This window comes from Flavobacterium sp. LM4, assembly GCF_002017935.1.
Taxonomy (GTDB): domain Bacteria; phylum Bacteroidota; class Bacteroidia; order Flavobacteriales; family Flavobacteriaceae; genus Flavobacterium; species Flavobacterium chungangense.
Genome location: NZ_MUFW01000001.1, coordinates 2838018 through 2863350 on the forward strand (window position 1 = coordinate 2838018; position 25333 = coordinate 2863350).

The 25333-nt window shown below is 34.8% G+C and carries 15 protein-coding genes and 1 tRNA gene; 11 read left to right on the top strand and 5 right to left on the bottom strand.

The features are described from left to right. Positions 1-14: 14 nt before the first annotated feature. Genes BXU10_RS12560 through BXU10_RS12575 form a run of 4 tightly spaced genes read right to left on the bottom strand, consistent with a single transcriptional unit; the run spans position 15 to position 6213 of the window. Positions 15-3065 (bottom strand): efflux RND transporter permease subunit, encoded by a 3051-nt coding sequence (locus BXU10_RS12560; RefSeq protein ID WP_078227607.1) that lies wholly within the window; start codon positions 3063-3065, stop codon positions 15-17. An 8-nt stretch (positions 3066-3073) separates the two neighbouring features. Further along, the gene (locus tag BXU10_RS12565) at positions 3074-4195 is read right to left on the bottom strand and encodes an efflux RND transporter periplasmic adaptor subunit (RefSeq protein ID WP_078227608.1); all 1122 of its coding nucleotides are present in this window, start codon (positions 4193-4195) and stop codon (positions 3074-3076) included. Between the two features lie 12 nt (positions 4196-4207). Then, positions 4208-5542 (bottom strand): TolC family protein, encoded by a 1335-nt coding sequence (locus BXU10_RS12570; protein WP_223255428.1) that lies wholly within the window; start codon positions 5540-5542, stop codon positions 4208-4210. A gap of 53 nt (positions 5543-5595) precedes the next feature. Next, a complete protein-coding gene (locus BXU10_RS12575) occupies positions 5596-6213 on the bottom strand; it encodes a TetR/AcrR family transcriptional regulator (protein WP_078227990.1) in 618 nt (205 codons plus the stop codon). Between the two features lie 613 nt (positions 6214-6826). On the opposite strand from BXU10_RS12575, the gene BXU10_RS12580 reads away from it, so the two are divergent. The 10 genes from BXU10_RS12580 to BXU10_RS12630 all read left to right on the top strand — a co-directional run bounded on the left by BXU10_RS12580 (position 6827) and on the right by BXU10_RS12630 (position 24134). Beyond that, positions 6827-7318, top strand: a complete 492-nt coding sequence (locus BXU10_RS12580; protein WP_223255462.1) for an RNA polymerase sigma-70 factor — start codon at positions 6827-6829, stop codon at positions 7316-7318. A 101-nt stretch (positions 7319-7419) separates the two neighbouring features. Next, a complete protein-coding gene (locus BXU10_RS12585) occupies positions 7420-8607 on the top strand; it encodes a FecR family protein (RefSeq protein WP_078227610.1) in 1188 nt (395 codons plus the stop codon). Between the two features lie 96 nt (positions 8608-8703). After that, positions 8704-12285: a SusC/RagA family TonB-linked outer membrane protein gene (locus BXU10_RS12590; RefSeq protein WP_078227611.1), complete on the top strand. Its 3582-nt coding sequence runs from the start codon at positions 8704-8706 to the stop codon at positions 12283-12285. Positions 12286-12295: 10 nt separating this feature from the next. After that, on the top strand, positions 12296-13693 hold the full coding sequence (locus tag BXU10_RS12595; RefSeq protein ID WP_078227991.1) for a RagB/SusD family nutrient uptake outer membrane protein: 1398 nt from the start codon (positions 12296-12298) through the stop codon (positions 13691-13693). Positions 13694-13751: 58 nt separating this feature from the next. Next, positions 13752-15758 carry a TlpA disulfide reductase family protein gene (locus tag BXU10_RS12600; RefSeq protein WP_078227612.1) on the top strand — a complete coding sequence of 669 codons (2007 nt, stop codon included), beginning with the start codon at positions 13752-13754 and terminating at the stop codon, positions 15756-15758. Beyond that, the gene (locus BXU10_RS12605; RefSeq protein ID WP_078227613.1) at positions 15758-17182 is read left to right on the top strand and encodes a S9 family peptidase; all 1425 of its coding nucleotides are present in this window, start codon (positions 15758-15760) and stop codon (positions 17180-17182) included. Before BXU10_RS12600 ends, BXU10_RS12605 begins: the two co-directional genes overlap by 1 nt. A 186-nt stretch (positions 17183-17368) precedes the next feature. Further along, entirely contained in the window at positions 17369-19441 is a 2073-nt protein-coding gene (locus tag BXU10_RS12610) for a thioredoxin family protein (RefSeq protein WP_078227614.1), read from the top strand. Between the two features lie 18 nt (positions 19442-19459). Next, positions 19460-22276, top strand: a complete 2817-nt coding sequence (locus BXU10_RS12615; protein WP_078227615.1) for a pitrilysin family protein — start codon at positions 19460-19462, stop codon at positions 22274-22276. Between the two features lie 238 nt (positions 22277-22514). Beyond that, positions 22515-22919, top strand: a complete 405-nt coding sequence (locus BXU10_RS12620; protein WP_078227616.1) for a hypothetical protein — start codon at positions 22515-22517, stop codon at positions 22917-22919. Positions 22920-22959: 40 nt separating this feature from the next. Then, a protein-coding gene (locus BXU10_RS12630) for an IS3 family transposase (RefSeq protein WP_223255388.1) occupies positions 22960-24134 on the top strand; the annotation gives its coding sequence in 2 pieces (ribosomal slippage) (positions 22960-23215 and positions 23215-24134; 1176 coding nt in all). A 254-nt stretch (positions 24135-24388) separates the two neighbouring features. Here the strand turns inward: BXU10_RS12630 and BXU10_RS12635 are convergent. After that, positions 24389-24476, bottom strand: a tRNA-Ser gene (locus tag BXU10_RS12635). A gap of 283 nt (positions 24477-24759) precedes the next feature. Between BXU10_RS12635 and BXU10_RS12640 the strand changes: the two genes are divergently transcribed. Further along, on the top strand, positions 24760-25320 hold the full coding sequence (locus BXU10_RS12640; protein ID WP_223255429.1) for a MauE/DoxX family redox-associated membrane protein: 561 nt from the start codon (positions 24760-24762) through the stop codon (positions 25318-25320). Positions 25321-25333: the final 13 nt, after the last annotated feature.

A 25333-nucleotide genomic window follows, 5' to 3' on the forward strand; every position in this document is an offset into this window, starting at 1 on the left:
ATATTTAATAGTTCTTAATTATTTTCTATACTTGGTGGAATCAATTTATACATCACAGGTGTCACAATTCTTGAAAGAATGGTAGAGCTTATCAATCCGCCAATCAATACAATTGCCAATGGTGATATTTGGGGATTGGGGTTTAATGCCAGCGGAATCAAACCACAGATTGCGGTAATGGATGTCAATACTACTGGTAGGAAACGTGTTTCGCCGGCAATAGCAATAGCTTCATCAATTGAATGTCCTTCCAGTCGTAATTGATTGGTAAAATCTACCAGAAGAAGGGAATTTTTTACCTGAATGCCGGACAATCCGATGAAACCGATAATTGAAACCAGTGACATTGGATTTCCTGTTGCCAATAAAAACAATACACCTCCAAGAACTCCTAACGGAATGATCGACAGTACGATAATGATTCCTTTAAAGGTTTTAAACTGCAGTAATAAAACAGCAATGAATAAAAACGTACTCAATATAATTACCGAAAGGAAATTGCCCCCCAAAGCATCACCTTCTGATTCTTTTTCTCCGGATAGTTTGTAATAATATCCTTTTGGCATTTTTAGTTTGTCCAGTTTCGGAATAATATCTACTAATAAATCATTGGCATAAAAACCTTTTGCAGACATAGCCGAAACTTTTGAAAAACGTGATTTGTTAAAGTGATTAATAGCTGTTGGCGCCGTTTCAAAAGTTATTGCTGCAATCTGATTAAGGGCAGTTGGAGTTCCCTGGGCATTATTTACATACAGATTTTTTAACGCATCCAGTTTAGAAAACTTATCCCTTGGGAGTGTAATGGTTACATTTCTTGCATCTCCACGGTCATCAATGTAATCCCCAACCGTTAGTCCTGCAACAGCAAGACGGATTACTTTATCGACCTCACTTGTCAGTACGCCCAGGGTTCTTGCTTTTTCTTTATTGATTTTTACTTTGACATCGGTTTTATAGGTGTTTAACTCGTTGTTGATGTAAACTGTCCCTTTTTGGTTTCGCAAAATAGTTTCTACCTGCGAAGATAGTCTGCGCAAAACTTCCTGATCTTCACCAAACAAGCGCACAACAATATTGGCTTCTAATGGTGTTCCCTGTTCAAAATCTTTTACCTCCACTTTAGCATAAGGCATTGTTTTAAAGGTGTCACGTAATTTTTCAATTAAAGCCGTTTTTGCAGTAGGAGAGGCTTCATCTTCTAACTGAACAAAGAGCTGGGCAAAATCAGATTTTCTGTCCTGCGGATGCACGTTGTAATAAATCTGCGGATTTCCTTTCCCCACATTTGAAGTGTAGTACACAATTTCTTTGTGGTTTTTCAATTCTGCTTCAACAATTTTTGTAACCCTGTCACTTTCCGAAATATTGGCCTGAAGCGGCATTTTTATATTGATCAGAAACATTGGTTTTTCTGAATTTGGAAACAATTTAAACCCAGTTGCTTTCAGTAATCCAAAAGCGGTAATGCTCAATACGATAGATATGGCAATAGTTGTTCTGGGAAATTTTAATGCTTTTGGCATAATATCCCTGTAAGTTCTGGTAAGGAACTTTTGCAAATATTGAAGAAAAATATTTCCTCCTGTGTGTTCGTGGGTTTTTAAAAAACGGCTTCCCAAAAACGGAACCAGTGTCAAGGCAACAATCATAGACGCCAATACACTTGTGATAACCGCCATAGGTAAACTTCGGATGAATTCACCAGCCATATCAGGAAGAAAAACCAATGGCAAAAAGGCAATGGCAAGCGTTGCTGTACAGCCTACAACAGCAATTCCTATTTGTTTTGTCCCCATCAGAACGGCTTCCATTTTTGTATGGCCTTCACGCAGCCAGCGCTCAATGTTTTCGACAACTACAATACTATCATCTACCAATAATCCTAAAGCAACCACTAATCCAACAATACTCAATTGGTTTAAGGAATACCCTAAAGCATTCATTGCAATTAATCCTAGAGCCAATGATAAAGGAATGGATATCATAACAATAAGGGATGCCCTTGAACCTAATGGTACCAATGTGATGACAACCAGAAGAATGGCGAGTCCGAAATCAAAACCTAAATGTCCTAAACGTTTTGATACCATATCAGCCTGATCAAAGTTTTTTACCAGTTTAATGTTAGCTGGCAAATCTTTAGAGAATGCCTCTACTATGGGTAAATATTCCTTCTGAACATCGCTAATATTTACATTGTCCTTCATTCCGGCAGTAACCAAAACGCAGCGGTGTCCATTAATTCTTGTAATATGGTTTACTACTTCAGATTTGTAGCTTACTTCGGCCACATCTTTCATATAGATGATTTTTCCATTAGCATTGTAAACAACCGTATTGGCAACATCATCTGCATTTTTGAACTTACCACTTGTTTTTACATTAAATACTTTGGTATCCAAATCAATACTTCCGCCAGGAATATCGGCAGCTTCACTTTGTAAACTTCCCATTACCACATTCAATGGAATTTTTGATTGTGCCAGTTTTTCCAGATTCACGTCTACCCGGATTTCCTGTTCCGGAATTCCGGCGTATTTTACATCTTTAAGATTGGTTATTTTTTCAATTTTTGTTTTTAGTTCATCCGCTTCATCCCGCAGTTTTTTGTCGGATGCATTTTCGGAAACCAATGCTACCTGAAGGATTTTTACATCCGAAGACGAAATTTTCTCTGTTTTTATCTGATAAATATCTTTTGGAAGTTCACTGTTTTTCAGGGCATTCATTTCGGTAGAGATTTCCTGATATTTATTGTCAACATCAACTCCGTATTTGAATTTTACCTGAAAAGCAGCTACACCATCTTCTACAGTCGTGAGTATTTTTTCTATATTTTCTAATCCGTAAATCTTATTTTCAATAGGTTTTACGACTTGTTCCTCCATATCTTTTGGGTTTGTACCGGGATAAATAACCGTAATCAGATATTGTGGCGGATGCGTTGCAGGATCTTCAGCTCTTGGCATCGTGAATAAGGTAAGAACTCCTACTACAGCAACCAAAAGAAAGATAATCAGCGTAAACTGATAATTTTTAACGGCAAAGTTTGTAATTTTCATAATGCTGATTATTTAATGATTTTGATCTTCGATTGTTCGTTTAGATAAGCACTGTTAGAGATCACTATCTGATCTGTTTTTTTAAGACCGTCTTTTATGAATACTCTATTGTTTTCAAATTTGGCAATGGTAACAGGCTGACGTTTTACTTTATTATTGACTACGATAAATAGAAAGGCTTTATTTCCGTCGGCTTCGATAAGGGAATTGTAAGGGATAACGATAAAGTCTTCTGCATTTTCTGTTTTAATTTCTGCTTTTCCAAACATACCTACCGCCGGTTTGCTGTTTTTCATATTCAGTTTCAATTCTACCTGAAAAGAGCCCAGGGCCGCATCTGCAGATTGTGATTTTCTAAAAACAGCAGCATCAAAGTGCGCTTCGGGATAACCATCAAGAGTAACAACTGCTTTTTGTCCTATTTTTACTGATGCCCACTCTTTATCTGTCAGGCCCACTTTTAATAAGTAATTGTTGTTTTGATTTGTTTCATTTATAGCCAGAATTGGAGTTCCGGGACCTATAACTTCTCCTTCGTTGGCTATCTTACTGGCTACAAAACCATTGGCTGTAGCATATATTTTGGCATAACGGGCATTAAAAGCTACGGCATCTTTCTGCTTTCTGGCAATGTCCAGGCTTGTTTTTGTATTTTGAAGCTGTTCTAAGGTGTATACGCTGTCTTTATATAAATTATTGGCACGGTTGTAATCGCGCTCGTATTTTTTCACATTCAGATCTGTTTGGTTTAAACCAGCATTAATTTCGGTTGCATCCAATGCTGCCAAAAGCTGCCCTTTTTTAAAAAACTGTCCTTCCTCTACATAAATGCGGCTAACGATACCGCCAATTTTAAAACCATAATTAGCTTGGTTTTCTGTTGTTACCAATCCTGATGCACTTATATTATTTGTGAGTGCCAGTGATTGGACTGTTGCTGTTTTTATCGGAATGATATCTGCAGTTTCGAACGATGTATGTTCCTTTTTTTCTTCTTTGCAGGCATACAAAAGAGGAAAAGCAAGAAGGCATAGTACTATTGTTTTTTTACTCATTAGTGTAAAATTGTTTTTTAGGTTTTGGTAACCCGTGCCATTTTGGCGAACAGTCGAAATAATCTTTGATTTCATAATTTTTTATATTTAGTTAAAAGTAAAAGTTGCATTGGCTCTTTCCAGTTCTGCATACGCAATCCAGGAATTATAAAGGGCAATATTGGTATTAAGCTGGGCATTTACCCACTGGTTTTGTGCATCCAGAAGTTCAATGTAGATGGCCTGGCCTTCTTTGTATAATTTGGTAATGTCCTCGTTATATTTTTTGGCCGATTCTTTTTGGCTTTTATCAGCGTAATATTCTTCTAATGCTGATTTTAGGTTATTTTGTGAAACCTGAAACTGAAGCAGTAACTGCTGTTTTACATTATCGATCTGAGAACTGATTTTTTTACTGTCTTCTTCTGCCTGTTTCAGTTTGAATTTATTTTTGTTGCCTGAAAAAATATTCCATTCCAAACCTACTCCTGCAAAATAGTAACGAGATTGTTTGTCTGCCTCAAAATCAAAATCCTGAATTCCAAAATCGGCAAAACCGTTTACTTTAGGAAACCAATACGACTGTGTAAGTTTGCTTACATTATCGTTTAATTCTTTTACAGTGGTAAGTTTCTGCAATTCTTCTCTGCTTTGTGTATTTTCTGAAATTGCTTCAGCAGGTAAAGTTTCATTTTGGTCAGTTTCAATAGCAGTATCTAATTTTTGATTGAGTAAAAAGTTGAAATACGATTGTGCATTCTTAGAATTTTGAATTGCCGTTTCTAAGTTGGCTTGTATCCTTTTTACTTCGTTATCGCTTCTTAAAACAGCTGTACGGTTTATTTTGTCATTTTTAAACAAAGACTGATTAACTCGTTGGTTTTCTTTGACCAGTGCCAGGGCATCCTCATAAATTTTAACCCCTTCAACAGACTGCAGGTATTTGTAGTAGGCTATTTTTATTTCCTTTACCAATTCCCTTTGATATATTTCCAGTTCTGTTTTTTGTAATGAAGCCTGTTGGGTTTTAATTCTCTTGTTATAGATAATCTCAAAATTCAGCAGGGGCATTGTAGTATGAATTTTAGCGTCATAGAAATTATCAGGGTTAATTAGAACGGACTGATTTTCTAAAGCCGGAAAAGCATTGGAATTTGTAATTTGATTCAGCGTACTGTATACCGGATTCAGCATATCTCCTATTGGAATATCAATGGTTCTTCCTCCTTCAGCCTTGGTATAAGTTCCATTTAAAGAAACAGTAGGATAGAATAGGGCATGAGCTTCTTTTAAAGCATACATACTTTTATTAATGTCAAAGTTGTGCTGCTTAATTACTTCGTTGTTTTTTAATCCTGCTGCAATATAAGCATCGAGCTTACTTTGTGAATATCCCAGATATCCTAGGAAGATTAGTGTAAATGTTAGTGTTTTTTGTATCATAATATACGTTGTTTATAAATTGAACATTGTTCATTTTTTTAATCAAAAAAAAATTAAAGTTTTTCTATTATTTTTAAATATTCATTATACCCGTCAAAGAGGATAGTGTCCGGATTTGTAAATTTTACTCCTTTGGTTCTCTGGCGAATTTCTAGGCAGCACATGCCATGTACCAGACTCCAGACCATGAATGAAAGTGGTTCAGTGTTATGACCTTTAAAATGTCCTTTGTTGATACACTCCTCAATTGTTTTTTTAACCAGGCCAAACGTTATTGCCCCTTCATCCCAATCATCATTATCAGAGTTTTCTAAAAATTCCATCGGAGCTTTCAGGTTGAACATTAAATCATACATTTCAGAATTTTCTAAAGCAAATTTAATATACATGAATCCCATTTTACGCAATCGCTCCATTGGGTCTTCAATAGTAAACAATTCCTGAAAATACCCACCCAATTCCTGAAAACCTATAGAATGCAAATCGTGTAAAATGGCATTTTTATCTTTAAAATACACATATACCGTCCCTACACTATAATCAATCTCGTCTGCTATGTTTCTAATCGTGGTCTGCTCAATTCCTTTTTCGATAAAAAGCCTTTTTGCCCCTTTTAGAATTAGCGATTTTAAGGCTTCTTTTTCGCGTGCTTTTCTTTCTCCTGTGCTCATATATCGAATTTTATTTGACAAAAATACGTTCTTTTTTTGAACAACGTTCATTTTTTTAATAAAAATTAGCGCAGTAACCCAAAACCCCATGTTTTACTGCGTTAATTTCAGTATTTTTTAATTATTTTTGGATTCAGAGTGAATATGGAGCGATTTAATTCTAGAATTTCCTCATAAGTTGGAGCTGTAGTTTTTTTCATGAATGTATTAATGACTAAATCTCTATAGGTGGCAGCAGTATCTTTAACTCTCCTGTTCAGCATTCAATTCTGTAAAACAAAGGCTGAGAAAAAGTTCAGGATTACACATATTTAAGCCTTAGATTGATACGTTTTTAATGCATTTCTTATTTTCAAAAAGCATATTCTGTTATTTTATTTCAAAACTAATCGAGAAAACTAAAATTATTTTTGCAGATTTTTAGCATAAAAACCGTAAAAGCAAATAAGCATTTTATTCTTACTTTTTGCAATGATTTAAGGAGTTTGATAATAATTATATGGTAAAAATGATGATTTGTGGTTATAAAATTTATATTTGTGTAATTAAATTAAGATAGCAAATTAACTCGGAACAAGAAAATATCAGAATTGATGAAGCGTATTACAAAGAACTGTTTTATTCTTTGTATCCAAGACTTGTGAGCTACAGTTTTACGTTTGTAAAAGACAATTTTCTGGCCGAAGAGGTTGTTGAAAATGTAATGCTGCAGCTTTGGGAAAACCGTGTTAAATTTGAAAGAATAATTGACGTCAAATCCTACTTGTATACCATGGTTCGAAATGGTTCTCTTTTAATTTTAAAAAAAGAGCAAAAGATTGTTGAACTTGATTCTAAACTTTCTAATGAAACGGCAGATTTCGATTTTAATATCCTAGAAGAAGAATTATATTCCACTTTAATTGACGCTTTAAATTCGTTACCTGAAAAATGCAAAGAAGTTTTTGAACTTTCCTGTTTAGAAGGAATGAAGTATAAAGATATTGCCGAACAGCTTAATATTTCTGTTAATACCGTAAAGTCTCAGCGCGCCCGTGCTATAGAATTATTGAAGGAAAAACTCAAGAATCACTCCGAACTTTTATTTATTTTGCTTTTTCTTTAAAAAAAATCAAAAATCTTTCCACCCATTTTTGATATTTCGTACTCTTAGTTATATAACATTTACTTAAACTGTTAATAACCGCTACTTAATATCAAAAAAATATGGCTGCAGGAAAGAAAGAAATCACAATCGCCGCTCTCATTAAAAAGGAATTGCTTGTGGGAGAATTATCGATTGAAGAAAATAACCTTTTGCAGGAATGGCTTTCTGTACCCGAAAATCAGGAATATTATCAAAAAGTTATTGATTTGGAAACTTTAAAATCAAAAGAAAGATTTTATAACATAGTTCCTACTGATTTAGCTTATAAAAGAATTAAAAACAAAATCGACTTTATTGATGCACCTGTAATCTCACTTTTCAATTATAGAAAATTATTCAAATATGCTGCTGTTTTAGTTCTTTTAGCGGGATTATCTTCTGTTTTCTTTTTCTTGAATAATAAGGATGAAATAAAAAAGCAGGAGGTAGTCGTAAAAAGTATTAAACCAAAATACAATAATCCAACTTTAGTTTTGGCAGACGGAACGGTTGTTTCTTTAGAACCTAAAAAAGAAAAAATCGTTTCAAAAAACGGTGTAATCTCGAATGTAAATAATGTTTTAGTTTACGATGTGAAAGCACTGAACGGAAAAGTTTCTACAGGCCAAAATACGTTGATTGTTCCTGTAGGAGGAATTTACTCAGTGAGCCTTTCAGACGGAACAAAAGTGTGGCTTAACTCGAAATCATCTTTAAGATATCCAGTAGAGTTTAGAGGAGATGCCCGCAATGTTACTTTAGAAGGAGAGGCTTATTTTGAAGTCAGTAAAAATACCCACAGCCCGTTTACGGTAAAAACAAAATCCGGAGATGTAACGGTTTTGGGAACGCATTTTAATGTAAACGCTTACACGGAAGATCATAATTTTGAAACCACACTTGCAGAAGGAAAAGTAAAAGTTTCAGCAGAAAATGAATCAGTTGTTATTAATCCCGGACAACAGGCCAGAATTCAAAATAGAGGTTTAAAAGTTATAGAAGTGGATCCGTCCGTTTATACGGCATGGAAAGACGGGAAATTTTATTTTGAGAATGAAAATTTGAAAAACATTCTGACCAAAATGTCCAGATGGTACGACTTTAATGTGAAATTCGAACAAAAATCAATAGAGCAGATTAAATTCACCGGCATTATCTTGAAAGATGAACCTTTGGAAAACCTTCTTAATATAGTGAGTAAAACATCGAATATTAAATATAAAATAACCAAAATAAACCAAACGTATGAAGTAACCGTAAGCAAATAAAAAAACCGGAAAATGTTTGCACCATTTCCCGGCTAGTATTGTTCAGTCGAAAAAAAGAGTTCGAAATCAATTAACCAACCAAAACATTTTAAAAGTATGAAAAAAAACCTATCCGCAAAAGATTGTGGGATAAAATCCGCGCTTTGGGATAAATTTCTTAACGTCATGAAGAAATCCCTACTATTATCCATATTTTTTTTCAATATAGTTGCTTTTGCCTATTCTCAAAAAGTAACTATAAAGGTAAAAAATCAGTCAGTATCTTCTGTTTTAAAAACAATCACCAGAAAAACCAATGTCGAATTTTTCTACAGTGATGATGTTTTTAATGCGCAGCGAAGAGTTGATATAGCATTTGATAACGCTGATATAATGACCGTTATCAAAGAATTAATAGGAGATAATTATAAAGCAGAATTTGTAAATAACAAATTGATTGTTATTGCATTAAATACAAAAGTAAAAACCACAACGGCTTCTGTAATAGAAGAAAAAGTAAAAATTAAGGGAGTTGTTACCAATGCTAAAAAGGAAAATTTATTTGGCGCATCGGTTTGGGTTAAAGGTACCAAAGACGGCGCTGTTACCAATTTTGACGGTTCTTACGAAATTATGGCTCGCAAAGGAGATGTTCTTGTTTTTGAATATTTAGGATACAAAAAAACAGAAGTAACGGTTTCAGAAAGCCTGATTATCAATCCTGTTTTGTTAGAAGATGTCAGCAAACTAGACGAAGTGAAAATCGTATCAACAGGATATCAAAAATTAGACAGAGAGCGTTCTACGGGATCTTTTGTTGCCCTTACGGCTAAAGATTTAGAAAAAGTGCCAGTTAATAATGTTCTTCACAGATTAGAAGGTCAGGTGGCTGGTCTGCAATTAAATATTTTAGATTCTGATAACACTTTTGTCTACGGAACCACATTTGGAGATGGTCAGGGAAGATCGAGCTATAATGTTGCCATTAGAGGAAAATCTACATTAGAAACCAATGCAATGCCATTGGTAGTATTAGACGGAACACCAACAGAATTAGACATCAGAACAATAAACCCAAATGATATTGAAAAAATTACTTTTCTAAAAGATGCTGCTGCAGCTTCTATTTACGGCGCGAGAGCGGCAAATGGAGTAATGGTAATTGATACCAAAAAAGGAAAACAAGGACAGACGAGAATTAATTTTTCTCAAAATTATGGTTTTTCGAACAAGCCTTCTTTATCAAAATTACCATTGATGAATTCGGCTCAGGTTTTAAATTTAGAACAGGAGTTTGTAGATAGAAATTTGGTTACAGATCCGGCAAGTGTAACCTACATGCTAACCAGTCCTGTTAGTCAGGGAATGGACCTGATGTTTCAGTACAAACGGGGTGATATCACTGAAGCCCAAAGAAACGCTGGCTTAGATGTTTTACGTAATCGTAACACTTATGGACAGGCAGAAAAGTATTTGCTGCAGGCTTCAACAACTCAAAATTACAATTTATCGGTTAGCGGTGCAGAAAACGATTATTCGTATTTCATGTCGGGATCGTATTCTAAAGAAGAAACTCAGGCAAAAGGAAACAGCGGACAACGTTTGACTTTATTATCGAATCAGGATTTTAAGCTGTTCAATTATTTAAAAATGAATACAAGCTTAAGAGGTTCAATCTTCAATTACAACAGTAATGGATTAGGACTTTCTCCATTAGGAACTTCATTGAATACTTTATTGCCTTACGACCAAATTGTTGGAGATGATGGGAATTCAGTTGATTATTATCGTCGTTATTATAGCGCACAAACTATTCCGTTGGAGCAATCCGGATATTTACCATGGACTTACAATTATATTGATGAATTAAAGAATAGTGACAGGTCCTCAAATGAATTAAATTTTGGCGCTACAATTTCGGCAACAGCTCCATTATTAAAAGGTTTAGACGCAGTAGGTACCTATTCTGTAGAAAATTCAAGTTCATCAAATGATAATATGTTCAATGAAAATACCTTTTATACACGTGACAGAATCAACTCGGCAACCTCTATAAACGGCAACGGCGATTTAGTGTACGGAATCCCAAAAGGAGGGATTTATCAAAACAATGAATTTGGTACAAGCAGTTACACGATGAGAGGGCAATTAAACTATGATGGCATTATAGGTCAGGATCATTTGATTAATGCAATGGGAGGTATTGAGGCCAGAGAAACTAGAGAAACTCAAGACAGCAGAACATTGTTTGGATATAATTCAAAAACGCAAACCTCTGTAGATATTCCGTCACAAAATTATGTTGATGTAAATGGTTATAACTATACCCTTCAATATGGTAATGAGCATAAAGATGTTCGCAGAAGATTTTTATCTTACTATGCAAATGCCGGTTATACCTATAAAAACAAATATACACTTACAGGAAGTGCCCGGTTAGACGACTATAACAATTTTGGAGTAGATAAAAAATTAAGAAGAACACCATTGTGGTCGACAGGTGCAAAGTGGAATATTAAAGATGAATCTTTTCTTAAAGAAGTAAGCCTGATTAATAGTCTGGCTTTAAGAGCCAGTTATGGTTATAACGGAAATATCAATTTGGAGGTTTTTCCTTTTACAAATATCAGTTTAAGTAATTTAGATACTTTTTCACAACAGCCTTATGCTTTTATTACTGCTCCGGCAAATCCTAATTTACGTTGGGAAAAAACAGCCATCTTAAACTTTGGGGTAGATTTCTCTATCTTGAACAACAGATTAGGCGGTACGATAGAATATTATCAAAAGGATAGTAAAGATTTGATCGTAGATTTCCCAATTTCTCCATTTTACGGTGTTCAAAATAACGCTTTAAAGCAAAATGCAGCAACAATATCGGGAACTGGAGTAGACTTAAGTTTAAACGCAACCATTCTTAAAGCTAAGGATTTTACCTGGGATTCAGGTCTTGTAGTTTCTTACAATACTTCAGAAGTAACCGATTCCCGCTTTCAAAATTACAGTCAGTATCTAAATGGCGCAGGAACAACACCACCAGTTGAAGGTTACCCATTAAACAGCGTATTTGCTTTTAGGTCAGCAGGATTAGACGCAACTGGAAGAACTCAGGTTTATGATAAATCGGGTAACATCGTTAATTCTTTTACTTCTCTTAAAGAAATTGCTGATATGAAGTATATGGGTACAAACATCCCTTCTTACTTTGGAAGTTTTAATCATACTTTCACTTACAAAAAAGTGTCACTTTACATTTTAGCAACATACAAATTTGATTACGTATTATTTAAACCAACGTATGGAGGTTACGTAAACAGACAAGGAAGATTTAATCAATACGATTTAAATAGTGATATTGACCAAAGATGGAGAACTCCGGGAGACGAGGCGACTACTTCTGTACCAGGTATCCAGGGTTCTACCGGGCTAAGTTATGTGAGGTATATGTTTGGAGAAGATCAAATTATAGAAGGAGATCATATTCGTTTTAGAGAGCTTTCACTTAAATATGATTTGAACAGCTTAATTAACAGAGGAACTATAACAGGTGCTTCGGTAACATTTACAGCCAGAAATCTTGGTTTCTTCTGGAGAAAAAACAAAGACGGTTTAGATCCTGACTTTTTACCATATACAGGTACTAACATGAAATTGCCGGCAATGGCAATGTATTCAATTGGTTTAAATGTTAATTTTTAATTTTTTAAAGATGAAAAAGTATTTAAAATACATCACGATAATAGCTTTAGGAACAATTGTTTTAAGCTGTGACAATTATGTCGATATCAAAACCGAAGGAAGATTAATACCGGAAGAAACAGAAAACTACAGGTATCTTTTGAACAATTCATATGCATTTGATATAACCTATGGTGCTGTAGATGTAACCTCAGATGATATTAGTTTTCAAAATGAGGCTCAGACCACTGCATTGGGCGCTTATGATTATTATCGTCCATTTACGAATTTTTATAAATGGTCAGATGTTCTGTATTTTGATGGTGAAAGAGATTACAATATGGAGAACATGTATAGTGCCTTGTATAATGCAAACATCGTGATCAATGAAGTAATGAAAAGTAAAAATGGAACAGAAGCCGAAAAATTAGCTATAAAAGGTGAAGCACAAGTACACCGTGCATTTATATTTCTAACCCTGGTAAATACTTTCGGAAAAGCTTATGATGCTGCAACATCAGCAACAGATCCCGGAATTGTACTCTTTACAACAGCAACCGTTTCAGACGACATAAAAAGAACTTCCGTTCAAAATGCGTATGATATTATTCTTAGTGATTTAAACGATGCTGTAAATTCAGGTTTAAAACCAATTAATACAGGAAACAATGTAGCATTTCCTTCCAGAGCGGCGGCCTACGCACTTTTGGCAAGAACCTATTTATACATGCGAAACTATCCTTTAGCGTTAGAAAATGCAGAAAAGGCATTGGCCATTCAAAGTACATTAAATAATCTGGAAGATTTTGAGTTTAATGCTTTTCCTACCAGAAGATTTGATAAAGAATTAATCTTATCAAAATGGAATGGATATACTTCTTTTTCTTACGCACCACAAATTTTATCATTAAGTAATGAATTGATTAACTCATTTGATACAAATGATTTGCGTTATGTGCTTTTTACACAACCATCAAGCAATTTTAATTCTGAATATACTTTAGGAAGAACGTATGCAAAAGAAGGTTTAACAGGAGAAAGCAGAAATGCAGGACCAACTGTTCCTGAAATGATGCTGATAAAAGCAGAATGTCTGGCAAGAGCTGGTTCCGGTAACTTAGCAATGGCTGAAATCAATAAATTAAGACAAAAAAGATTCAGAGCAGGACAATATGTTGCCATGACTGCGACAGACAATAAAGATGCTTTAATCAAAGTGTTATCAGAAAGAAGAAGAGAGTTGATGGGATCTGGTGGTTTTAGATGGTTTGATTTGAAACGATTAAACAAAGAACCTGAATTTGCCAAAACCATTACGCATGCTTTTACAGGACAAACGTTTACCCTTGCCCCAAACAGTGACCGTTATCAAATGCCTTTTGCCCCAATTTATTTCGAATACGCCCCAAACTTACAACAGAATCCATAATTAGTTAATTAAAAATGTGCACTCAGATTTCTTTTGAGTGCACTAAATTCAAAAAAAAATGAAAAATTTAAAGCTGATCTTATTTTTATTCAGTGTTACAACCAGCATATTTGCTCAGGATGCACCTGCACAAATACTGACTCTTTCTCCCGAGCATCCAAATCCAGGAGACGAAGTGATCATAACTTATAATGCCGCGAACGGGCCACTTGCCAATGCAATGTATGTAAACGGGGTAGTGTATACTTATGATAATTTTAAATGGATTACCAACGACGTTACTTTAAAAGCGGCAGGAGATAAAAAGTGGGAAACCAAAATGAAACTTTCAGCCCATGCATCTTTTATAAATTGTGTGTTTAAATCGGATACCATTGTAGACAAAGGAGAAAAAATGCCTCATGGTTATATGTTTGCACAAGTTCCGGGAGCTTATACGGGCTGGGGAATTTTGAGAAGCAGAGCTTTTGAGAATGAAGTACCCAATGTGGTGCATGACAGTGCGTACATTGCTGATCAGGTTGGTTTAATGTGGATAAATTACGAATTGCAGTATCATCCGGAAAGCCGTAAAAAGATATTTTATTACGGGTTAAAATTAAAAAAACTAGCATCAGGAAAAGAGCAATCTGTAGCTATTAAGAAAGAATTGCGCAGTTTATTAACAGATACCAATCTTGATCATACCACACAATATGATGTTCAAAAAACATTGAATTTATTAGAAAATACAAAAGATAAAGTATTTTCAGATTCTGTGCAAAATGTTTTGGTTGCCAAATATCCTTATGGAGTTTTAGCAAGAGACAAACAGATTCAGGAAATATTCAGGGAAGTTGACTTTGCTAAAAAAGTTAAATCATATACGGAATTCGAGAAGAATTTTCCACAAAATAAATTTGAAGACGTTTATACAGATATAGAAAGTTTGTTTTATGATAAAATGATTAAATCAATTGTTTATGGTTATATCGTAAACAATAAAGATTACACTTATGCTTTAAATAGCGTTAAAAAAGTTTCTTTTGGCAACTTATTAGATTATCACTGGCATTTAGTGTCTATTCCTTTTGACAGGGATCATGACGGAATTGAAAAAGCGTCAATAGAAACATTAAAGAAGTATGCAGATATTATTATGCCGGAAATAGAAAACAGATTAACGTTTGTGCCAAAAATGTATGCCGGAAAATTATCATTAAAAGAATGGCAGGAACAGGCTTTACAAATGATTAGCAGAGAATATTTTACTTATGCTAAATTAGCAGAAGCGACTAAAAATTATGATGTAGAAGAAAAATATTTAGCTAAAATTAAGCCTCTGTTTGGTTATAACGATGCGACTTACAACGAGGTTTATACCAGAATGTTATTGAGAAAAGGGCAAACAGCAGATGCTAAAAACTACATGGCACTTGCGGTAAAACAAAATCAGGTAACACCTGAAATTTTAGCTTCATTAAAAGAAATTTATTTAAAAGAAGGCGGAGCAGCTGCAGGGTTTGATGCCTACTTAGAATCTTTGAAATCTCTTAGTAATATAGAAGAACATAAAAAGAAAGTAATTTCAGAATTAATTAACCTTCCAATCGCTGGATTTGAATTAGAAAGCAGCAAAGGAGGAAAAGTAAAACTAGCCGACCAAAAAGGCAAAATCGTTGTACTTGATTTTTGGGCCATGTGGTGCGGACCGTGCAAAGGTGCGATGCCGGGAATGAATATGGCGGTAAATAAATATAAAGCCGATGATAATGTGAAATTCTATTTCGTAGATACACAGGAATATATCAAAGATTTTAAACAGCAGACTCAGGCTTTTATAAAAGAAAAAGGGTTTGATTTTAATGTACTTTACGACGGAAAAAATCCTAAAACAGGAAAAATGGATGTAGTTTATGAGCAATACTCAAAAGCATTCAAATTTTCCGGAATCCCGGAGAAAATGATTATCGACCAAAACGGAAAATTACGCTGGATGTCAAACGGTTATTTTGGAAGCCCAAGCGAATTGTTAGATGAAATTTCAATCATTGTCGAGCATTTAAAGTCAGAGAATAAAAAATAATGAAAACTCTAATTAAAAAAAACAAGAAAGAAAACTTAAATCTTTTAGTATTTTTAAGCTTCTTAATGATGATGACCAGCCAGTTTAGTTTTTCACAAACTATCTGGCAGGGCCAGCATCATTCGTACAGGGTTATTTTGTCTGGAGATTTGTCGAAATATAAAACCGATTCTTTAAGTGTTAAAATACCTGAATTAGAAATCGATAAAAAAGTAGTCACAACTGTAAAAGGAGATAGTATATCTTTTAAAAATGAAATGTATGGTTTTTCTTTTAAAGGAAAATACAATGAAGATAAAAGCGCAATTTCAGGAATTTTTAATTATTATTCAATTCCAAATACAGCAGTTGTTTTAAAGAAAGAAAAAGAAATACAGCCTCTATATTTTTCTCAGCATCCTAAAAAACCATATCCGTATCAGGTTATTGATATGACCTTTTTAGGCAAAAAAACAAAACTTACTTACGGAGGGACATTGACAATTCCGCAAGGAAAAAAGAAATATCCGCTGGCAATTTTAATCTCAGGAACCGGACAGCACGATCGCAATTATACGTACATGGGAAGAGAATTTTTTACTGTTTTGGCGGATTATCTGGCAAAGAACGGAATCGCTTCTCTTCGCGTAGACGATAGAGGATTCGGCAAAACGACAGGTGATTTTCAAGATGCCACAACCGGCGATTTTGCTGATGATATTGAGGAGCAGATTGCCTATTTAAAAACAGATAAAAATATCGACGCTTCACACATTGGTTTAATCGGTCACAGTGAAGGCGGAATGATTGCCTCAATTGTGAGTTCGGCAAACAAAGACGTAAAATTCATGATCAGTTTATCCGGAGTAGGAGTAAGCGGACTGGAAATGCTGAATCTTCAAAATACGGCAATTTTGAAAAGTTATAATTTTTCGGATAAAGTGGTGGCGAAACAGATGGAAATGTACAACATCATGTTTAAGGTTGTTTACGATACAAAAGACGGAGAATCTGCGCAGCCTGCAATGGAAGTAAAGTTGAAAGAATGGATGCAAAAGCAGGATTCGACAACATTAAAAGAAATACATCTGTGGGACGGACGTGACAAGGATTTCCTGTATCGTTACGGAAAAGACGCTGACAGAAAATGGTACCGTTACAGCATTCATTACAAGCCGGAAAATTACCTGCCAAAAATTACCATTCCGGTAATGGTGGCAAACGGCGATAAAGACATCAGTGTTCCATATGAAGAGAATATCAATTCATTCAAAAAATACCTGAAAACAAAAGATCTTACAGCAAAGATTTATCCAGGCCTGAATCATATGTACCAGCACTGCAAAACTTGTACACAAAGCGAAGTCAAAGAACTAGATGAAGTTTTCGCCCCGGAAGTTCTCGACGATATTTCAAAATGGATTTTGGCTCGGTATAAAAAATAATTCAATTTATTAAATAAACACACATGATATTAAGATGTGTTTGTCATTCCGAGGAACGAGGAATCTTCGTAAGATATTCGACAAAGATTTGCGATTACTGCTTAGAGTTTCTTGCGGAGATCCTTCCTTCGTCAGGATGACAAAAAAGAGAATTCATTGTGGCAATTTAAAATCTAACTTTTTATCATGAAAAAACTAATCTGTTTTATCGTATTTCTTTTTACGATAAGTAACCTTACTGCCCAAATTTACGATCCCGTTTCCTTTACAACATCCGTAAAAGAAATAGGAGAGAACAAATATACTTTGAGTATAATTGCCAAAATTGATAAAAGCTGGCATATTTATTCTCAAAACGTTCCATCAGGCGGACCAGCACCGACAAATTTTACTTTTCCGAAGTCTAAAAACTACAAAACAATCGGTTCTGTAGCCGAGCCTGAGGGACATGAAGTTGACGATCCTGTTTTTAATATGCGAATTAAATATTTTGCAGAAAAAGCAGTTTTCACTCAGACTATAGAACGTAAAACTGCCGACGCTTTTACCATTAATGCGTCTGTTTTTTTTATGGTTTGTAATGACAACAGCTGTCTTCCTCCTGGAGAAAAAGAAGTAAAATTTACGTTCAAAAAATCAGATACACCGGTTAAAAACGAAGATGCAGCAAGTGCCGCAACAGAAGAGAAAAACACTGATTGGCCCGCAAAAGACGAATCCACTACTAAACAAGATACCACAAACAACACAACAAACTCTGTTAACACTGCTGGCAAAGACACTCCTGAAATTTTAAATAATTCAGCCGAAAAAGCATCTTCAGGAAAAACAGCTCCTGAAGAAAGCCTTTGGACCTTATTTTTCTTCAGCTTTTTAGGAGGTCTTGCTGCTTTGTTTACACCATGCGTATTTCCGATGATCCCAATGACGGTTAGTTTTTTTACCAAACAAAGTAAAAGCAAAGCTGCCGGAATTAGAAACGCTATGATGTACGGTATTTTTATTATTGTAATCTATGTTATTTTAGGGAGTTTGGTTACTGCAATCTTTGGTGCTGATGCTTTAAATGCGCTGGCAACAAACGTAGTTTTTAATGTCTTTTTCTTTCTGCTTTTACTGGTTTTTGCATTGTCATTTTTAGGTGCTTTCGAAATAGTATTGCCAAGTTCATGGCTTACAAAAATTGACCAGAAATCAGAAATAGGAGGTGCTTTGGGAATCTTCTTTATGGCATTGGCATTAGCCATAGTTTCATTTTCTTGTACCGGACCAATTGTCGGGACTTTATTGGTTCAGGCAGCAAGTCAGGCAGGAATTGCGCCAATTGTCGGAATGTTTGGGTTTTCATTTGCCATTGCATTGCCGTTTGCTTTATTTGCAGCTTTTCCGGGATGGATGAATTCGCTTCCAAAATCGGGAGGCTGGTTAAATTCGGTTAAAGTGGTTTTAGGCTTTTTAGAATTGGCTTTAGCCTTTAAATTTTTAAGCAATGCCGACCTGGTTTTACAATTGCATCTATTAGAGCGAGAAGTATTTCTTGCCATTTGGATAGCTATATTTTCTGTATTGGCCTTATATTTATTCGGAAAGATCCAATTGTCACATGATTCGCCTGTTACGCATATCTCTGTAGGGAGACTGAGTTTAGGAATTATCGTGCTGGCTTTTGTGGTGTATATGATTCCGGGACTTTGGGGCGCTCCGTTACAATATATCAGTGGTTTTCCTCCGGCGAAACAATACAGCGAATCACCAAATGGTTTTGGAAACGCAGTAGGACAGAACACAGAGAAAGCTGCATTACCGGAAGGAGCAGAAAGTGGTCCAAACGGAATTACGACTTTTCATAATTATGACGAAGGTCTGGCTTACGCGAAAAAAGTAAACAAACCCGTAATGATCGATTTTACCGGATATGCTTGTGTAAACTGCCGTAAAATGGAAGAACGTGTCTGGCCGGATCCTAAAGTTTTAGCCGTTTTAAATAATGATGTGGTTTTGATCTCGCTGTATGTAGATGACAAAAGACCTCTGCCGGAGAATGAACAGCTGGTTTCTAAAATTACCGGAAAAGTTTTAAAATATACTGGACAGAAGTGGAGCGAACTTCAGATTTTAAAATATAAAACAAACGCTCAGCCGTACTACGTTTTAATGGATCATAACGAAAAAGACCTGAACAAACCATCGGCTTACAATCCTGATAGTAATGCATACTATAACTGGCTTCAGGAAGGAGTCCGGAATTTCAAAAAATAAAAAGACAAAAAATATCAAATGAAAATCTTTCAATCAAAATATTGGCTTTTAGTCCTTTTCATCGGATTTAAAAGCGCTGCTCAGTTTTCGACTACAGTTCCGCTCAGCAAAGACGTAGTTTCCGGAACATTAAAGAACGGAATGAAATATTATATTCTTCATAACGAATGGCCAAAAGACCGTGTCTGTTTTTATTTCGCTCAAAATGTCGGAGCGATTTTAGAAAATGACGATCAGAACGGACTGGCGCATTTCCTCGAACACATGGCTTTTAACGGAACACAAAACTTTGAAGGAAAAGGGATTATCGATATGCTGGAGAAAAAAGGAGTTAGTTTTGGAGCAGATATCAATGCGTATACTGCACAGGATCAAACCGTTTACAATTTGAGTAACGTTCCTGCAAACGATTCTAAATTGATTGACTCCTGTCTTTTGGCATTGCACGACTGGTCTGGTTTTCTTTCTTTAAAGGATACTGAAATTGATGCAGAACGTGGTGTTATCAGAGAAGAATGGAGAACGAGAAGAAACTCAGAATTCAGACTTCGCTTAGAAACAGATAAGGTTTTGTACAAAGATTCTAAGTATGCAAAACGAGATGTAATTGGCGATTTAAATCTAATCAATACGTTTGATTATCAGGTTTTAAGAGATTATTATAAAAAATGGTACCGTCCGGATTTACAAGCCGTTATTGTAGTTGGAGATATTGATCCGGCAGTAATTGAAAAGAAGATTATCGAAACTTTTTCTGCTATCCAAATGCCTAAAAACGCAGCAGAACGTTATTATGTTGCTGTCCCAAAAAACAAAGAAATGAACTACGTTTTGGCAAAAGACAAAGAAGCGCAGGAAACAAGCGTTGTTTTGTATTTTAAAAAGGATTTTGATAAAGTTAAAAACAACGAAACGATCAGAAGGGATTTGGTGAACAATCTGTGTACCGATATGATGAACAGACGGTATCAGGAATTCATTCAGAATAATGAAACAGCTGTTTTAAATATTGGCACAGGAACATCAGAAGTTTCAAGATTAACCAATTCGTACTATTTATATGTAACGCCAAAAAACAACAAAACGCTGGAAGGTTTTAAAGAAATGATGATTGAAACGGAAAGAGCGGTTCGTTACGGATTTACTCAAAAAGAATTAGACCGCAACAAAGAAGCTGTTTTGAGTTCATACAAAAACTCACTGCAAAATAAAGACAAATTTGAGAGTGATGGACTTTCAGAAGAATTAGTCAATTATTTCTTAAAAGCAATGCCATTTGAGAGTATCGAAACACAGTATGAAAAGGCAAAGTCAAGACTGGCTTCTATCACCTTAGCTGAAATAAATCAGGCGGTTAAGAAATTGCAGACAACTGATAATAGGGTCATGACAGTTACAGGTCCTGACAAAAATGACGTTGTTTATCCTTCAAAAGAAGATTATGTTTCGATTATGGCATCTGTTAAAAAAATGCCGCTTGAAAAATACAAAGAAACCGATACAGACCAGCCTTTGATTGCATCAGATCTGAAAGGTTCTAAAGCTTCAAAAGAAACTGCAATTGAAGGAATTGCAGGGGCAAAAAGTTACGTTTTGGCAAATGGGGCAAAGATTGTTCTGTATCCAACCACTTTAGCAAAAGACGAAGTGTTGTTCTCTGCTTTTAGTTTTGGAGGAAGTTCGTTAGTAAAGACAGAAGATATTCCGTCATCTCAAATCGCAGTGAGTCTGGTTGAAAATTCTGGTCTGGGCACTTTTAAAAGTACCGATTTAAAAGACAAACTAAACGGAAAAATTGTAGATATTAAACCTTATATCACAGAATTGACTGAAGGTTTTAAAGGTTCAGGCAATCAAAAGGATTTTGAAACTTTATTGCAATTGCTGTATCTGTATTTTGAACAGCCAAGATTTGATAAGGATGCTTATAGCCGAATGGTTACGGGTTTTAGTAATTCGTTAGAAAATTCAGCTAATACGAATCCGAAAGTTTTTCAGGATACAATTTCACAGCTCAATTACAATAGAAACAAAAGAGTTCCGTTAATAAACGAAGAATTTCTGAAACGATTGAGTTTTGAAAAAGCATCAGAAATTTATAAAGAAAGAATTCAAAACGCTGCCGATTTCACGTTTGTCTTTACCGGAAATCTTCCGGATAATGTACTTTCATTAATTGAAAAATATATCGGAAGTATTGCATCAGATGTAAATAAAAAAGAAAATTTTGTTGACAATCATCTTGATCCTGCACCGGGAATAGCCAAACAGTTATTAGTGCGCGAAATGAATGTTCCAAAAGCAAGTGTTTACATTCGTTTTGTAAAACAGTTTCCATACAACTATAAAAATGTATTCATATCGCATATTTTGACAGAATTACTATCTAAAAAATACCTGGATTTAATTCGTGAAGAAGAGGGTGGAAGTTATGGGGTTCATGTAAATTCAGGTTTAAGCAGACTGCCTTGGGATGAGTATTCAATGACCATCAATTTTGACAGTGATCCTGAAAAAGTAGAAAAACTAACAAAAATAGTCTATGAACAGATAAATTTAACGCAAAAAGATGTAACAAAACAGGAGGAAATTGAGTCTATTAAGAGCACAGTTTTAAAGGCAAGAGCAGAGAAAGTGATGACAAACAGTTTTTGGCTTAACAGCCTAAATAATATGATCCTAAACAATGATACATTTAAAGATGATGTTATTTACAAAAAAACGCTGAAAGAAATAACAGCCGAAGATGTAAAAGCTTTCGCAAAGGAATTTTTTGCAAATCCTAAAACTGTTGAAGTAATTATGAAATCAAAGCCTCAGGTTGCTGCACCCTAATAGTAAGAAATTGGTTTTTCATTCATTTTTTAGAAGTATTTTGAATTAGTAAGCGTATACAACTAACTTGAAAAACCCAAAGAGCTGTTTAACGACAGCTCTTTTTTTTCGACTTTACTTTTACAATAAACATATCTTATAGATACTTTGGGCTAAATCAATAAAAAAAGGTAGGGTTTCTCACAGTTGAATTGTTTAAGAATAAACCACTTTTTAGATTAAACTTCGAATATCAACCATGGATAGAAAAAAATTTTTAAGAAACGGTCTTTTCGGATTAGGGGCTATTATTGCACTTCCAACCGCTATTTCATCCTGTTCAAAAGATAATGATAACGAATCATCAGATGATACGGGTAATAATTCAGGAGGTGATTGCAGTGTTTCACCAACTGAAACCAAAGGGCCTTTTCCTATACTGACTCCCGCTCAATATGTTAGGGCAAGTATTATAGGCGACAGGACAGGTGTAGCACTTTTAATGACCCTGACCATAGAAGATAAAAGCAATGGATGTACGCCGCTTACAAACGTATTTGTTGATGTCTGGCAATGTGATAAGGACGGATTATACTCTCAATATAGTACACAAACCAGCGCCAGCTATTTAAGAGGAAGGCAGACTATGGATGTGCTAACTTAGCGTGGAGTTCTAGTTAAGGACAAAATCTTAACTTTAGACCATGAAAGAAAATCGTAAAAATTACGACCGCATTTTCAAAGAGAAAGCAGTCCAATTAAGTTATGAAAGAGATAATATCTCTCTACTTGCCAAGGAACTTGGTATTACAGCTGCTTTGCTTTATAAATGGCGCCAAGATTATCAAGAATTTGGAACGGGAAGTTTTCCTGGAAAAGGCAATTTAAAACTAAGTCCCGAACAAGAAAAAATTCATGAACTTGAAAAAAAATTAAAAGAAGCAGAATTAGAACGTGATATCTTAAAAAAGGCAATAAGCATCTTTTCCAAGGGAGGTCGATGATTTATCTTTTCATAAAAGACCATGAAAAAATATATTCGATTGAAAAGATGTGCAAAGTTTTAGCAGTAAGCAACAGCAGTTACTATAAATGGAAAAAACAGATTGTTTCAGAAAGGCAAAAACGAGTGATTTTAATAAAAGAAGCAATAACTTCAATATATTTTAATACCAAACAGCGATATGGAAGTCCAAGAATTACTTTAGAACTTCAAAATATAGGATATCAAATATCTAGAATAACAGTCGCTAAATACATGAAGCAATTAGGTTTGTACAGTAAATTGAGTAAAAAATTTAAAGTAACAACCAATTCAAAACATAATCATTTTGTTGTTCCAAATATCTTAAAAAGAGAATTTACGGTGAAGGAACCATCTAAAGCTTGGGTTTCAGATATAACATATATTCAAACAAAGGACGGATTTTTGTATCTCACAATTATTTTGGATTTGTTCGACAGAAAAATAATTGGCTGGAGTCTAAGCAATGGTTTGAGTACTAAACAAACTACATTAACAGCTTGGAAAATGGCACTTAAAAATCGAAAAATTACAAATGAATTAATATTCCACTCCGACAGAGGAATTCAATATGCTAATAAAAGCTTTACTAATATGCTTGACTCTTTTAAAACTGTCACTAGAAGTATGAGCCGTAAAGGAGATTGCTGGGATAATGCTGTTGCAGAAAGTTTTTTCAAATCACTAAAAACAGAATTAATTTATGGGAATAAACTAATTACTAAAGAACAAATGGAACTTGAAATTTTTGAATACATCGAAATTTGGTACAATAAAAAAAGAAGGCACTCTGCTTTGAACTATAAAACTATTGAAGAATTTAATAAATTAACTAATTACAAAAATGTAGCTTAACTTTTTCTCTACTTTTTGTTTGCATATCCAGTTCCTGTATTTATTAATAATCGCCAGGGTGGGAGGAAGGATAGGGACATTTGCCCTAATTGCTGTTTTTGATCTATTGGTCATAATCCAAAGATTATCATTTCCTGGTACACTGTACTATGACATTTAATGTGTATTTTGATTGCGTATAAAAACAGAAAAAGCCTTTAAAAACTTAATTTTTAAAGACTTTCAAATTTTAAAGTTTGTTTTAAAACTTCATTTGGCGGAGGAAGAGGGATTCGAACCCCCGGACCTGTTACAGTCAACAGTTTTCAAGACTGCCGCATTCGACCGCTCTGCCATTCCTCCAGTAAGACGCAATCATGCTCTGAATGCGGGTGCAAAGATAAAATGTTTTTTCGATTCTGGAAATTTTTCTGCTACTATTTATCAATAAAATGATTTCTCGTGTGCTTGTCTATTCTTTAAGGGTAAAATTTTAATAAAAGGCCTGAACCTTTTTCAAAACCTGAAAAAGGCACGTTTTTCACAACTTTTGTCCTGTTTTTTACAACACTTTTTAAAAACGACCCATCTAAATTTGTTTAGAGTTTAGAAACAAATAGTGTATAAAAAGCAAACAGATAAGGTTATGGAGTCAAAAGCACGTTTTAAAAGTATTATTGTAGAAATAATCGGTTATCTGTATATCCTTTTATTTGTCTACGCGGCAGTCAGCAAATTATTAGATTTCGAAAACTTTCAGGTACAGTTGGGGCAGTCGCCTTTGCTAAGTGCCTTTGCAGTTGGGGTGGCATGGCTCGTTCCGGGTACCGAACTGCTCATTACACTGTTGCTCATGATACCAAAGTTTAGAAGTTTAGGATTTCTGGGAGCCTTCATACTAATGACCATGTTCAGCGTTTACATTTTCATCATCCTTCATTACAGTTCCTTCGTTCCCTGTTCCTGCGGAGGAATATTAGAAAAAATGACATGGAACGTCCATCTCGTTTTTAATAGCGTATTCGTCCTGTTGGCAGCTTTGGCAATCGTATGGCAGGCTAAAAAGAATAGAAAAAAAGCAAGCATTTCACCTGTTCTCACGATACCACTTTCCGCCGTTTCAGGTACTTTTTCAATCATTGTGTTATTTCTGTTTTCAGAAAATATCATGCAGTATAAGAACCTGTTTATCAGACGTTATCCATAGCATCCCATAACCT

Excerpts from the sequence above, each read along its gene's own strand:
- BXU10_RS12560 (WP_078227607.1), bottom strand. The coding sequence starts at position 3,065 with ATGAAAATTACAAACTTTGCCGTTAAAAATTATCAGTTTACGCTGATT.
- BXU10_RS12620 (WP_078227616.1), top strand. The coding sequence starts at position 22,515 with ATGGATAGAAAAAAATTTTTAAGAAACGGTCTTTTCGGATTAGGGGCT.
- BXU10_RS12615 (WP_078227615.1), top strand. The coding sequence starts at position 19,460 with ATGAAAATCTTTCAATCAAAATATTGGCTTTTAGTCCTTTTCATCGGA.
- BXU10_RS12570 (WP_223255428.1), bottom strand. The coding sequence starts at position 5,542 with ATGATACAAAAAACACTAACATTTACACTAATCTTCCTAGGATATCTG.
- BXU10_RS12565 (WP_078227608.1), bottom strand. The coding sequence starts at position 4,195 with ATGAAATCAAAGATTATTTCGACTGTTCGCCAAAATGGCACGGGTTAC.
- BXU10_RS12575 (WP_078227990.1), bottom strand. The coding sequence starts at position 6,213 with ATGAGCACAGGAGAAAGAAAAGCACGCGAAAAAGAAGCCTTAAAATCG.
- BXU10_RS12605 (WP_078227613.1), top strand. The coding sequence starts at position 15,758 with ATGAAAACTCTAATTAAAAAAAACAAGAAAGAAAACTTAAATCTTTTA.
- BXU10_RS12590 (WP_078227611.1), top strand. The coding sequence starts at position 8,704 with ATGAAAAAAAACCTATCCGCAAAAGATTGTGGGATAAAATCCGCGCTT.
- BXU10_RS12585 (WP_078227610.1), top strand. The coding sequence starts at position 7,420 with ATGGCTGCAGGAAAGAAAGAAATCACAATCGCCGCTCTCATTAAAAAG.
- BXU10_RS12610 (WP_078227614.1), top strand. The coding sequence starts at position 17,369 with ATGAAAAAACTAATCTGTTTTATCGTATTTCTTTTTACGATAAGTAAC.
- BXU10_RS12600 (WP_078227612.1), top strand. The coding sequence starts at position 13,752 with ATGAAAAATTTAAAGCTGATCTTATTTTTATTCAGTGTTACAACCAGC.
- BXU10_RS12640 (WP_223255429.1), top strand. The coding sequence starts at position 24,760 with ATGGAGTCAAAAGCACGTTTTAAAAGTATTATTGTAGAAATAATCGGT.
- BXU10_RS12595 (WP_078227991.1), top strand. The coding sequence starts at position 12,296 with ATGAAAAAGTATTTAAAATACATCACGATAATAGCTTTAGGAACAATT.